The organism is Nocardia sp. NPDC005366 (assembly GCF_040606855.1).
Lineage (GTDB): Bacteria > Actinomycetota > Actinomycetes > Mycobacteriales > Mycobacteriaceae > Nocardia.
Genome location: NZ_JBEXFQ010000003.1, coordinates 203,313 through 215,514, shown reverse-complemented (window position 1 = coordinate 215,514; position 12,202 = coordinate 203,313). Strand labels below are relative to the sequence as shown.

General features: G+C 67.6%; 12 protein-coding genes. 9 read left to right on the top strand and 3 right to left on the bottom strand.

All coding sequences use genetic code 11. The annotated features are described in order from the left end of the window. Positions 1-125: 125 nt before the first annotated feature. Genes ABZS43_RS05405 through ABZS43_RS05385 form a run of 5 tightly spaced genes read left to right on the top strand, consistent with a single transcriptional unit; the run spans position 126 to position 4,463 of the window. On the top strand, positions 126-1,037 hold the full coding sequence (locus tag ABZS43_RS05405; RefSeq protein WP_355034579.1) for a DUF4129 domain-containing protein: 912 nt from the start codon (positions 126-128) through the stop codon (positions 1,035-1,037). A 19-nt stretch (positions 1,038-1,056) separates the two neighbouring features. Continuing rightward, entirely contained in the window at positions 1,057-1,554 is a 498-nt protein-coding gene (locus ABZS43_RS05400; protein ID WP_355034578.1) for a hypothetical protein, read from the top strand. Positions 1,555-1,600: 46 nt separating this feature from the next. After that, the gene (locus ABZS43_RS05395) at positions 1,601-2,563 is read left to right on the top strand and encodes a MoxR family ATPase (protein ID WP_355034577.1); all 963 of its coding nucleotides are present in this window, start codon (positions 1,601-1,603) and stop codon (positions 2,561-2,563) included. A 2-nt stretch (positions 2,564-2,565) separates the two neighbouring features. Beyond that, positions 2,566-3,993: a DUF58 domain-containing protein gene (locus ABZS43_RS05390; protein ID WP_355034576.1), complete on the top strand. Its 1,428-nt coding sequence runs from the start codon at positions 2,566-2,568 to the stop codon at positions 3,991-3,993. Next, positions 3,990-4,463, top strand: coding sequence for a hypothetical protein (locus tag ABZS43_RS05385; protein ID WP_355034575.1), 474 nt, complete (start codon positions 3,990-3,992; stop codon positions 4,461-4,463). The genes ABZS43_RS05390 and ABZS43_RS05385 overlap by 4 nt, the downstream gene beginning before the upstream one ends. A 56-nt stretch (positions 4,464-4,519) precedes the next feature. On the opposite strand, the gene ABZS43_RS05380 is transcribed toward ABZS43_RS05385, so the two are convergent. After that, positions 4,520-5,380 carry a MaoC/PaaZ C-terminal domain-containing protein gene (locus ABZS43_RS05380; protein WP_355034574.1) on the bottom strand — a complete coding sequence of 287 codons (861 nt, stop codon included), beginning with the start codon at positions 5,378-5,380 and terminating at the stop codon, positions 4,520-4,522. Between the two features lie 105 nt (positions 5,381-5,485). Beyond that, the gene (gene kstD, locus ABZS43_RS05375; protein ID WP_355034573.1) at positions 5,486-7,186 is read right to left on the bottom strand and encodes a 3-oxosteroid 1-dehydrogenase; all 1,701 of its coding nucleotides are present in this window, start codon (positions 7,184-7,186) and stop codon (positions 5,486-5,488) included. Positions 7,187-7,296: 110 nt separating this feature from the next. Here kstD and ABZS43_RS05370 point away from each other — a divergent pair, with 110 nt between their 5' ends. From ABZS43_RS05370 to dmpG, 4 genes are read left to right on the top strand one after another with little or no spacing between them, the layout of a single operon-like run. Beyond that, positions 7,297-8,943, top strand: a complete 1,647-nt coding sequence (locus ABZS43_RS05370; protein ID WP_355034572.1) for an FAD-binding protein — start codon at positions 7,297-7,299, stop codon at positions 8,941-8,943. A 1-nt stretch (position 8,944) separates the two neighbouring features. Beyond that, complete coding sequence (locus tag ABZS43_RS05365) at positions 8,945-9,730, top strand: 2-keto-4-pentenoate hydratase (protein ID WP_355034571.1); 786 nt, start codon at positions 8,945-8,947, stop codon at positions 9,728-9,730. A 51-nt stretch (positions 9,731-9,781) separates the two neighbouring features. Continuing rightward, a complete protein-coding gene (locus ABZS43_RS05360) occupies positions 9,782-10,726 on the top strand; it encodes an acetaldehyde dehydrogenase (acetylating) (protein ID WP_355034570.1) in 945 nt (314 codons plus the stop codon). A 10-nt stretch (positions 10,727-10,736) separates the two neighbouring features. Further along, positions 10,737-11,774 (top strand): 4-hydroxy-2-oxovalerate aldolase, encoded by a 1,038-nt coding sequence (gene dmpG, locus ABZS43_RS05355; protein ID WP_355034569.1) that lies wholly within the window; start codon positions 10,737-10,739, stop codon positions 11,772-11,774. A gap of 209 nt (positions 11,775-11,983) precedes the next feature. Here dmpG and ABZS43_RS05350 read toward each other — a convergent pair whose 3' ends face one another. After that, positions 11,984-12,193 (bottom strand): DUF433 domain-containing protein, encoded by a 210-nt coding sequence (locus ABZS43_RS05350; protein WP_355034568.1) that lies wholly within the window; start codon positions 12,191-12,193, stop codon positions 11,984-11,986. Positions 12,194-12,202 lie beyond the last annotated feature (9 nt).

Genomic DNA, 12,202 nt, shown 5'->3' with positions numbered 1-12,202 from the left:
GGTGGTACGAAGTATTCGATTCCCTCGCGAACAGACCGCCGCGCATGTAAATATGTGGCTGTTCCGGGCAGTACTCAGGTTTGGTGGTAATCCGGTTGGTTCGGGCGCGAGCGCCGATATCGCGCGTGATCGTGCTGATCACGCTGCTTGCGTGCGCCGCGATAGCGTTGCGCGGGCATATCCCCGGCACCGGCGATTCGGGCGAGCATCGTTGGGTTCCCTCGGCGATCGCGGTCGCGCTGACGCCGGTGCTGTTCACCGTCTCCGTGGTGATTCTGCTGGCTGGGGTGATCGCGAGTCAGCATCGGCTGCCGTTGGCCATGCCGGAGACCGATCGCGACGATGCGACGCGCCCGTGGCAGTTCGGCAGGGCCGGGCAGGTCGCACTCGGCGTACTCGCGGTGCTGGCACTGATCGCCGCCGTGGGGTCGGCGATCTACTCGATCGGCGTCAGACGCCGCGAAGAGACCACGCCCCCGCCTGCCCACAGCGGTCCCGGCGTCACCCCGGATCAGGTCGCGCCACAGCCCGCTGACCCCGGCAGCGCCATGGACGGGCTCAGCGGTACGCCGCTGCTGCTCACCGCCATCGCGGCCATCGCCCTGATCGTGGTCGCCCTCGCTGGGCTGGTCGTCGTCGTGCTGGCGGCCCGTCGCACACCGCGCCGGGAGCCGTCGCCGGTGTCGGTCGCGCCCGCCGTCGTGGTGGATTCACTGACCCGTGCCGCAGAAATGGGTCTGGCCGCGATGAGCGCGCCCGGCCAGGACCCGCGCACCGCGATCATCGCCTGCTATGTCGCGATGGAACGGGGCCTCGCCTCCGATCGCGCCGCGGCGCCACTGGCCTCCGATACCCCGATGGAGGTGCTGGCCAGGGCCTTCGAACGCGGCGCGTTGCACGACGCGTCGGCGCGAGAGTTGGTCAGCCTGTTCGAGGAGGCCAGGTTCAGTCCGCATTCGATGATGGAATGGCAGCGGATGCGCGCCGAACAGCTGCTGCGTATCGTCCTCGCCGATCTACAGGGGGCGCGGATATGAGCGTCGTGGAGGTGCGGTGATGAATCGCGTCGCGATCGTGGCCACCACGATCTTCCTCATCGCGGTGGTGGAGCTGGTCACCTTCGGGAAAGTGCCGGGCGCGCTGCTGCCGGTGGCCGCGGTCCCCTTGGCGCTCGCCATGATTCAGTTGACCCTCGGGCTGCGGCGGCGCGCGGAGGTCGAGGCCGACGAGCCCGCCGACGATATGGAGAACGGTCCCGCCGAAATGTTGTATCGCTGGCAGGCGAGGGCGCAGATGCTGGCCGATCGGGCGGAGGGCACGCGGGCCGACTGGGACAGGCATCTGCGTCCGCTGCTGGCCAAGGAGTTCGAATTGTCCACCGGCCTACGGGTCGCGAAGAACAGAAGGGCGACCGAAGCCGCCGGGATCCTGCAATTCGGACCGGAGCTGTGGCGCTGGGTCGATCCGGCGAACTCGGCACTGCGCGATCAGACCTCGCGCGCGCCGGGGCGGGCGGCGCTGGACGAGATCCTGCGGCGTCTGCAGGGCATGTAGTGGGCATTCATCACACGAATGGGTTGAGACAAGTGCGAGAAGACGAATGACGATGCCGATGGACGCGACGGTTCAGCGGACCGAGGCCGTGCTCAGGGAGATCTCCCGGGTGGTCGTCGGCAAGCGGGACGAGTTGCAGCTGATCATGATCGCGGTGCTGTCGGGCGGACACATCCTCATCGAGGATTTGCCGGGATTGGGCAAAACGCTGATAGCGCGGTCGTTCTCGGCCGCTCTCGGCCTGGATTTCACCCGGGTGCAGTTCACCCCGGATCTGCTTCCCGCGGATCTGCTCGGGTCGACGATCTACGACATGTCGTCGGGCCGATTCAATTTCCGGCGCGGGCCGGTTTTCACCAATGTGCTGCTGGCCGACGAGATCAACAGGACCCCGCCCAAGACCCAGGCGGCGCTGCTCGAGGCCATGGCCGAGGGACAGGTGAGCATCGACGGTGAGACCTTCCCGCTGCCACAGCCTTTCATCGTGTTGGCGACCGACAACCCGATCGAGTACGAGGGCACATATCCGCTGCCGGAGGCGCAGCTGGACCGTTTCGCCATCCAATTGCGACTCGGCTACCTGTCCGAGCACGACGAGACCCAGATGATCCGGCGCAGGCTGGAGCGGGGCGCGACACCGCCGCAGGTGGGCAAGGTGGTCGAGGTGGGCGGCCTGCTCGAGATGCGCCAATCGGTCGAATACGTGACGGTCCACCCGGACGTGGTCAGCTATGTGGTCGCGCTGGCTTCGGCCACCCGCGCGCATCCGCAGGTCGAGGTGGGTGCGAGTCCGCGCGCCGAATTGGATCTCGTGCAGATGGCGAGGGCGCGCGCGCTGTTGCTCGGGCGCGATTACGTGGTTCCGGAAGATGTGAAGGCGCTGGCCATTCCGGCGATGGCGCACCGGATCACCCTGCGACCCGAAATGTGGGTGCGACGGATCCGAGGCGAGGATGTGATCGCGGAATTGCTGCGCCGCCTACCGGTTCCGCGCGCAAGCGTGACGTGATCATGCGAGGCCTGCATCGCGCACCGGACGGCGACGACCTGCCCGCGCCCGCTGCCCGCCCCGCGTCCGGCGTCGGCCCGAGCGCCGCCGTCATCCAGGGCGCGGCCGGTCTTCGGGACGCGGCGCAGGCGTCGGCCGCCGAGCGGTCGGGCGCGGCGCGGCATCGCGACGCGACGACGACGGTCGAGGCCGAACTGCGGTGGCGTCCGGCTGCTCTGGTCTACATGCTCGCCGTGTGCGCGGCGACAGCGCTGGTGGCGGCGATCGCGTTCGGGCAGTGGCAGCCGATTCTGTTCGCCGCGCCCATGCTCGGGGTGCTCGCCACCGCACCGTGGCAGCAGTCGCGCACCAGCATCCAGGTCGACGGCGGCGGCACGCTGCGCTGCTTCGAAACCGAAGAGGTGACCCTCGCCGTCGCCGCCTACGTCGACGCGGGGCACGCTTTGCTGCGGCTGAAACCGGAGCGGGTCAACGGACTCGGGATCGAGATCGAGGAGGCGAGCGATTCCGGGACGGCGCCCGCCGGGTTGCGGTTGGCTCTGAGCGCGAATCGCTGGGGACGCTATCCCTGCGCCGTGCGAGTCTCCGCGCTCAGCCCGGCGGGGCTGGCCGTCGCCACCGCGGTGCTGCCCGCCGGTCAGCTCTACGTGTACCCGATCACCGATCCGCAGCGAATGCGGTTACCGCGCACCGAACTTCCCGAACGTCTCGGCACCCATCTGACCAGGAAATACGGGCCGGGTGTCGAATACGCCGATATCAGGGCCTACGCGCCGGGGGACCAGTTGCGGACCGTGAACTGGGCGGTGAGCGCCCGGCGGGGCAGGCTCTACGTCACCGAGCGTTTGACCAATCGTTCCGCGGATGTCGTCGTCCTGGTCGACACCTCGCAGCAGGCCCCCGGCCCCGCGACGGATTCGCTGGAACTCTCGGTGCGCGGCGCGGCGCAGGTCGTGCAGTCCACCCTGCAGGCGGGTGACCGCACCGCGGTCGTCTGTCTCGGTGGCACGCCGCGCTGGCTGCGCCCCGATATCGGCCGCCGCCAGTTCTACCGCATCGTCGACACGGTGCTCGAGGTCGGCGACGAACATATCGAGACCACCGGAACCCTGGCCCCGCACGCCGCGGTGCCGCTCGGCGCGATCGTCGTGGCATTCTCCACACTGCTCGACACCCAGTTCGCGCTCGCGCTGATCGACCTGCGTAAACGCGGACATGTGGTCGTTGTGGTCGACGTCCTGCGCGGCACGCCGTTCCGCGACGGGCTCGATCCGACACTGGCTCGCATGTGGCAGCTGGAGCGGGCCACGATGTATCGGGATATGGGCACGGTCGGTGTGGATATCGTCGCGTGGCCCGAGGGGGCCAGGCTCGATCAGGTCATGCGCCTGTTGCCGGAACACCGCAGAACGGTTCGGGTGCGCCGATGACCAGATTCCTCGCGGTGCTGTCCGGGGGCCTGCTGGTGCTCTCGGTCATGCTGATGATGCCGTTGGCGGCGATACCCGCGCTCGTCCTCGTCGTCGCGGGCTGGTGGTTGCGGCCCGCGGCGGTGGCGGCGGTGCTGCTGACGCTCGGAGTGCTCGTCGCCGCCGATACCGGCGTACTCGCCGCCGCGGCGGCGGGTCTGGTGGCAACCACCTATCTGCTGAATACCGCGACGGTGTCCGCGCCCGCGGGCGTGGTGCCGACCACGGTGCCCTCGGTGGCCGGCGCGGTCGTTTTCGCCGTCTGCGCCATCGGCGCGGCCCTGCTACCCGTGCGGCTGGCCTGGGCGCCGATCGCCGCGCCGATTCTGGTGATCCTGCTGTACGGCTTGATTATTCAGGGCGTCGCTGTGCGCAGGACGCGGGCCGCGGCAGACGGTCCCGTCGCGGCGGGACCGCCGCCGGGTCGATAGTCGAGCGCGGTGCCACGAGAACCCGTTGTCCACGGGGACAACGGGTGTCGCCGGACCTATTCGAACCACAGGGTGACGTCACCGAGGACGGGCGCGTCCTCGCGTTCGACCGCGGTGGCGGCGATGGTGAGCGCGTCATCCCCCCGCCAGATACGGGCGTGGATGGTCTCGCCCGGGTAGAGGACACCCGCGAATCGGGCGCTGAATCCGGTGACGCGACCGGCATTCGAGTCGAGCACCGTATCGGTGGCGGCCTTGCACACCATGCCGTAACTGCACAGTCCGTGCAGGATCGGATTCGGGAAACCCGCGTCACGGGCGAATTGTGGATCCGAATGCAGCGGGTTGCGATCGCCCGACATGCGGTAGAGCAATGCCTGCTGCGGCAGGGTCGGCACAGTCACGTCGAAATCCGGGGCGCGGTCAGGTAATTCGGTTCTGGTACGCGGACCGCGTTCGCCGCCGAAACCGCCTTCGCCCTTGGCGAAGATGGAGGAACGGGTGGTCCACAGCGGCGCGCCGTCGGAGCCGACGACGGTGTGCTCCTGCACGATGACGGCTGCCGAACCCTTGTCCCACAATTCGGTGATGCGCGCCTTGCGGGTCGCCTTGCCCGAGGTCGGAATCGGCCCGTTCAGCCGCACCTCCTGGAAGCCGTGCACCACATTCGCCAGGTCGATATTGATGCCGGGAAAGATCACCTCGGGTGGTTCGGTGTCGTGGAAGGTCGGCGCGACGGCGGCGAAGGTCGCCAGCACCTGCGGGGCGCGATCGTCGAGGTAGCGCAGTTCCGCCGGATCGGTCCAGCGAGCGCCCGCGCCGAGGCCGAGGTGATAGAGCTGGATATCGGAGGGCGTCCAGGCGAACGCGAGGTCGGGAAGTTCGGCGCCGAGCGCGATCTTCGGGTCGATGGGCATCGGATCTCCCTTGTCGAGGCTTGTGGACAGAATGTCGCACCGTCGCCGGACGGTCCCCGGGAAACCGTTGTCGGGGACCGAGCCGCACGATGTCGTGCTATCGGCTCACGCCTCGGCGGCGGCCTTGGCGGAACCGGCTTTCTTGCGTTCGGCGATATCGAGGACGGCCAGGTAGCCGAAGGTGATCGCGGGGCCGATGGTCGCGCCGGGTCCGGCGTAGGTGTGGCCCATGACCGGGGTGCTCGAATTGCCCGAGGCGTACAGGCCCTCGATGACCGAATCGTCTTCGCGCAGTACCCGGCCCGCGCTGTCGGCGACCAGCCCGCCCTTGGTCCCGAGGTCGCCGGGCACGATCTTGGCCGCGTAGTACGGCCCCTGCACCAGTCCGGCCAGGCACGGATTCGGCTTCACGGTCGGATCGCCGTAGTAACGGTCGTAGTGGCTGTTGCCGCGGCCGAAATCCTCGTCCTTCCCGGACTCGGCGAAGGTGTTGAACCGGGCGACGGTCGCGGCCAGCGTCTGCGCCGACACCCCGATCGCGCTCGCCAACTCCTCGAGGGTGTCGGCCTTGACGATATTGTCGTTCTCCATCCAACGGGACGGAAAGCGCAGGCCGGGCTGGAGTCCGGCGAAGATGTATCGGTTGCGGTACCGCTGGTCGAACACCAGCCACGCGGGGATGTTCTCGCCCGGTCCCTCGCCCTGTCCGTATTCGCCCCCGTACATGGTGTGCACGGCCTCGACGTAGGGCGCGGACTCGTTGCCGAACCGCTTACCTTCGGGGTTGACCATGATGCAGCCGGGCAGATTGCGTTCGGCCAGCGCGAACCACGGCCTGCCGCCCTTGAAGATGGTCGGCCCCCACCAGGCGTCCTCCATGAAGCCGACCGCGCCGCCCGCCTCCATGCCCGCGATGATGCCGTCGCCGGTATTGGCCGCGGCGCCGGTGGTCCATTCGGTGCCGATCGGCTGGCGCTGGTACTTGGTGCGCATCTCGGCGTTGTGCTCGAATCCGCCGCTGCCGAGCACGACGCCGTACTTGGCGGTGAACCGCACGGTCTCGCCGTTCTGCTCGGCCTCGACCCCGGTGACCGCACCGTTCTCCACGACGAGCTTGGTCATCGGAGTGTTCAGCAGCAGTGGCACATTCGCGTCGAGCAGGCCCTTGCGCATAGCGGCGATGATCGCCTGGCCCATCACCATCAGGTGTTTGTTGGTGAATTTCGCCCAGTAGGTGCGCGCGCCGACACGCATGGCCCGCATCATGCCCTTCGGGTGGCGGCGGATGAGGTTGAGCCGGACGAAATCGGCCTGGGTGACGGCGACGTTGAGGGGAGCCTTGGCGTACGGCGGCTCCAGATTGAACCGCTCCTCACCGAGGATTTTGGCGTTGAACGGCGTGGGTTCGCACGAGCGGCCCTCACCCTTGCCGCCCGGCGCTTCGGGATAGTAATCGGAGTAACCGGGCACCCAGCGCATCTTCAACGGGGTGTGATCGAGGACGAAATCGAAGGCTTCCGCACCGCGGTCGATATAGGTGTCGATCCGCTCTTTGGGCACCACGTCGCCGATGATGCTGTGCAGGTAGGTCCGTGCCACCTCGCGGTCGTCGGGCCGACCCGAAGCGGTGAGCGCCTTGTTGCCGGGGATCCATACGCCGCCGCCGGAGCGCGCCGTGGAACCGCCGTAGTGGGCGGCCTTCTCGATGATCACCACGCTCAGCCCGTGGTGCGCGGCGGTGAGTGCGGCGGTCATGCCGGCGGCGCCGCTGCCGACCACCACCACGTCATATTCCCGATCAGTCATGTAGAACACGTTATAGAATGAGGGCGCCATTGGTCTATGTTGTCTGGCAGAAGACTTACTTGGCATTCCACTAGCCGAGAAACTCGTTTCAGTTTCAGACCGGAGTGAATATGGGCGTCGAATGGGACCTCGCCGCGGATGTCGTCGTCGTCGGATATGGCGCGGCGGGCGCCGCCGCCGCCCTGGAAGCGACGGCCGCCGGCGCGCAGGTGCTTGTCCTCGAGCGGTTCACCGGGGGCGGGACCTCGGCGCTGTCGGGCGGGATCATCTACGCGGGCGGCGGCACCTGGGTGCAGGAGGCGGCCGGAGTGCGGGACACCCCCGAGCAGATGCTCGACTACCTGCGACGTGAGGTCGGTTCGGCCGTGGCTGCGGAGACATTGCGCCGATTCGTCGACCAGAGCCCGGCCATGATCGACTGGCTCACCGAGCACGGCGTGCCGTTCGAGCCGTCGCTGTGCCCCTATAAGACCTCGTATCCGAACGACAGCTACTACCTGTACCACTCGGGCAGTGAGGTCTCCGGTTACGGGCGCGAGGTCGCCGAACCGGCGCAACGCGGCCACCGGGTCAAGGGCAAGGGCACCTCGGGCAAGAAACTCACCGGACCACTGGCCGCCTCCGCCGCGCGCCGCGGCGTGCGGGTCGAAACCCTGACGCGGGCAACGGCACTGATCACCGATGACAACGGCGCGGTGATCGGCGTCGAATGTCTCTCGCTGCGCGACGCCCCCGGCCGCGTCCGCGACCGGTACACCCGGATGGCGAAAATCGCCGCCAAGCCGGGTATCTACTACCCGCCGCTGCGTAAGGCCATCGAAAAACAGCTGGACCGGCTCGATCGCCGCTACGGCACGACGATCCGGGTGCTTGCCCGCCGCGGCGTCGTGCTCAGCGCGGGCGGATTCATCGCCAATCGCACCATGATGGCCGAATACGGGCCGCGCTATCGCCACGGACTCGCCCTCGGCAGCACCGGTGACGATGGCAGCGGCATCCTGATGGCCCGGCAGGTCGGCGCCGACACCGACCGGATGGGCAATATCTCCGCCTGGCGTTTCATCCTTCCGCCCAGCTCGTTCACCGCGTCCCTGCTGGTCAACGCGGCGGGCAGGAGGGTGATCGACGAAACCCGCTACGGTGCCGCGGTCGGGCACGCGCTCATCACCGAACACGACGGCAAGGGCTGGGTCCTCGCCGACGACCCGCTGATGCGCACCGCGATCTCCCAGATCGGCAAACAGGGCGCGTGGTTCCAGCGCGCCCAGTTCGAGGTGATCCGGCGCGGGGCGGTGCGCGGCAACACCCTGGAGGAGGTCGCGGCCAAGGCCGGTATCGATCCGGACGGATTGCGAGAAACGGTCGCCGCCCACAACGCCGCCATCGCGAACGGCACCCCGGATCCGGTCGGCAAACCGGCCGAATTCACCGAACCCGTACGGACCGCGCCGTTCTGGTTGTTGGATGTAGGTATCAAACCCAGCGTCATCAATCCCTGCCCGATGCTCACCCTCGGCGGCGTCGTCGTGGATGAGCAGACCGGCGCGGTCAGATCGACCACCGGCGAGCACATCCCCGGACTGTTCGCCGCGGGCCGGACCGCCGTCGGCATCTGCTCCGACTCCTATGTCAGCGGACTCTCCCTCGCCGACTGTGTCTTCTCCGGCCGTCGCGCGGGCGCGGCGGCCGCCGCTGATCCGGGCGCGGCGGCCGAACGGGTGTCCGGTTTCGACACCATCACAGTGGAAGGAAATTAGCGTGCTGTCCGACGCGGTGCGAATCCACCTGGCCGAAGAACTCGCTGTCGCCGAACGTGAGCGGGTCGCCATCGACAAACTGGTCGACCGGTATCCCGATATCGACGTGGTCGACGCCTACGAAATCCAGCTCATCAATATCCGGCGCAGACTCGCCGAGGGCGCCGAGGTGGTCGGCCACAAGGTCGGCCTGTCTTCGAAGGCGATGCAGCAGATGATGGGCGTGGACGAACCGGACTACGGTCACCTGCTCGCCGATATGGAGGTGTACGAGGAGCGCCCGGTCGAGGCGGATCGCTACCTGTTCCCCCGGGTAGAGGTAGAGGTCGGATTCGTGCTCGGCGCGGATCTGCCGGGCGAGGACTGCACCGAGGCCGACGTGCTGGCCGCGACTGTCGCCTACGCGCCGGCGATCGAACTGATCGACTCGCGCATCAAGGACTGGAATATCGGGCTGTGCGACACCATCTCCGATAACGCCTCCTCCGCCGGATTCGTCCTCGGTCGCGCCCGCGTCGCGCCGGAAGATATCGATATCAAGGCGATCGACGCGGTGCTCACCCGCAACGGTGAGGTCGTCGCCGAGGGTCGCAGCGACGCGGTACTCGGCGATCCCGTCATCGCGGTGGCCTGGCTGGCCCGCAAGGTCGCCTCGTTCGGTGTGCGGCTCAGGGCAGGCGACATCGTGCTGCCGGGATCGTGCACCCGCGCCATCGATGCCAGGCCGGGAGATGTCTTCTCCGCCGAGTTCGCCGGACTCGGTTCGGTCCGTCTGCAATTCACCTGAGCCCGCCCCATCCCGCCGACTCCGTCGGCTGCCATCCCCAGGAGGCCAATCGTGTCCACTAATGGGACCGTCACCGCCGCGATCGTCGGGTCCGGCAACATCAGTACCGATCTGCTCTACAAACTGCTCCGCTCGGAGACGATCGAGCCGCGGTGGATGATCGGGATCGATCCGGAGAGCGAGGGTTTGCGGCGGGCCGCTGGGCTCGGGCTGGAAACCTCGCACGAAGGCGTCGACTGGCTGCTCGCCCAGCCGGAACTGCCCGATCTGGTCTTCGAGGCCACCTCGGCCTACGTGCATCGGGCCGCCGCGCCCCGTTACGCCGAGGCCGGTATCCGGGCGGTGGATCTCACCCCGGCGGCCATCGGCCCGGCCGTGGTGCCTCCGGTGAATCTCGGCGCGAATATCGACGCGACGAATGTCAACATGATCACCTGCGGCGGCCAGGCCACCATTCCGATCGTCGCCGCCGTCTCCCGCGTGGTCGCGGTGCCCTATGCCGAAATCGTGGCCTCGGTGGCCTCGGTGTCGGCCGGACCCGGCACCCGCGCCAATATCGATGAATTCACCAAGACCACCTCGCGCGGGGTGGAAACCATCGGCGGGGCCGCACGCGGTAAGGCGATCATCATCCTGAATCCGGCCGATCCGCCGATGATCATGCGCGACACCATCTTCTGCGCGATCCCCGAAGACGCCGATACCGACGCGATCACCGAATCCGTGCACCGCATGGTCGCCGATATCCAGCAGTATGTGCCCGGTTACCGGCTGCTCAACGATCCGCAATTCGATCCGCCCTCGGTGATTTCCGGTGGTATGGCGAAGGTTTCGGTCTTCGTCGAGGTCGAGGGCGCGGGCGATTTCCTGCCCCCGTACGCGGGCAACCTCGACATCATGACCGCGGCCGCCACCCGGGTGGGCGAGGTCATGGCACAGCACATCGGAAGCCGAGCGCAGCGAGGCGACCAATCGGACACAGCGGCTCGGGTGTGAGGAGCTCATCATGACTTTCTGGACCGATTTCGACGTCCGCGTCACCGACACCTCGTTGCGTGACGGATCCCATCACAAGCGCCATCAGTTCACCGGCGAGGACGTGCGCAATATCGTCTCCGCGCTCGACGGCGCGGGCGTACCCGTCATCGAGGTCACCCACGGTGACGGACTCGGCGGCTCCTCGTTCAACTACGGGTTCTCCAGAACCCCCGAACAGGAATTGGTGAAGATCGCGGCCGAAACCGCGAAACAGGCCAAGATCGCCGTGCTCATGTTGCCCGGTGTCGGGGTCAAGGAGGACATCAAGATCTCCCAGGACAATGGCGCGTCCATCTGCCGCATCGCCACCCACTGCACCGAAGCCGATGTCTCCATCCAGCATTTCGGTCTCGCGCGCGAACTCGGTCTGGAAACCGTCGGCTTCCTGATGATGTCGCATACCCAGCCGCCAGCGGCGCTGGCGAAACAGGCTCGCATCATGGCCGACGCCGGTTGCCAATGCGTCTACGTGGTCGATTCGGCGGGCGCGCTCGTGCTCGACGAGGTGTCCGATCGCGTCGCGGCGTTGGTCGCCGAACTCGGCGATGACGCCCAGGTCGGTTTCCACGGCCACGAGAATCTCGATCTGGCCGTGGCCAATTCGGTGTACGCGGTGCGCGCGGGAGCCAAGCAGATCGACGGCAGCGCACGGCGTTTCGGCGCGGGTGCGGGTAACACCCCCGTCGAGGCGTTCGTCGGGGTGTGCGACAAGATCGGCATCAAGACCGGCATCGATTTCTTCGCCATCGCCGACGCCGCCGAAGACGTGGTCCGTCCCGTCATGCCGCAGGAATGCCTGCTCGACCGCCAGGCCCTGATGATGGGCTACGCGGGCGTCTACTCCAGCTTCCTCAAGCACGCCGAACGCCAGGCCGAACGCTACGGCGTCTCCGCCGCCGAAATGCTCGTGCGCGCGGGCAAACGGAAATTGGTCGGCGGGCAGGAGGACCAGCTCATCGATATCGCCCTGGAACTGCAACGCGAACAGTCCGCCGCGACCGCCTGATACCGGGGGGCATGTCCGGCATGCCGCCGAACGTGGCCCGTCTCGGTATTCGGCTCCCGCCCATGTCCCGGTGCTACGAGCGCGACCCCTCGTCATCGCCTGTACGATCCCCGCCGCCGAAGACCTCGTCGGCGGCCTGACACATCTGGGCGTAGCCGACGCGTGGCTGTTACCTGTGCCGCTCGATGAGTTCGTCGGCCGTCGGTGACTTATCGGTATGTCCGACGAGTCGGTCGCTTCCCATCCGCCAGGAAGGTGGCAAGCCGACGAGGTAGCTGCGCGTCGCCGAGGATTTCCGCGACGGTCATGCCGGAGGCGAGCAATTCGAGCAGCATCTCGACCGGGTACCGCAAATCCCGGACCACGGGCTTGCCGTGGCAGATTTCGGGGTTCGTCGTGATGCGGCCGAGTAGCGACATGGCTCTACT

Coding starts and splice junctions, on each gene's coding strand:
- ABZS43_RS05350 (WP_355034568.1), bottom strand. CDS start 12,193: ATGTCGCTACTCGGCCGCATCACGACGAACCCCGAAATCTGCCACGGC.
- ABZS43_RS05380 (WP_355034574.1), bottom strand. CDS start 5,380: ATGCCCATCGACCCGAAGATCGCGCTCGGCGCCGAACTTCCCGACCTC.
- ABZS43_RS05385 (WP_355034575.1), top strand. CDS start 3,990: ATGACCAGATTCCTCGCGGTGCTGTCCGGGGGCCTGCTGGTGCTCTCG.
- ABZS43_RS05400 (WP_355034578.1), top strand. CDS start 1,057: ATGAATCGCGTCGCGATCGTGGCCACCACGATCTTCCTCATCGCGGTG.
- ABZS43_RS05395 (WP_355034577.1), top strand. CDS start 1,601: ATGACGATGCCGATGGACGCGACGGTTCAGCGGACCGAGGCCGTGCTC.
- ABZS43_RS05370 (WP_355034572.1), top strand. CDS start 7,297: ATGGGCGTCGAATGGGACCTCGCCGCGGATGTCGTCGTCGTCGGATAT.
- ABZS43_RS05390 (WP_355034576.1), top strand. CDS start 2,566: ATGCGAGGCCTGCATCGCGCACCGGACGGCGACGACCTGCCCGCGCCC.
- kstD (WP_355034573.1), bottom strand. CDS start 7,186: ATGACTGATCGGGAATATGACGTGGTGGTGGTCGGCAGCGGCGCCGCC.
- dmpG (WP_355034569.1), top strand. CDS start 10,737: ATGACTTTCTGGACCGATTTCGACGTCCGCGTCACCGACACCTCGTTG.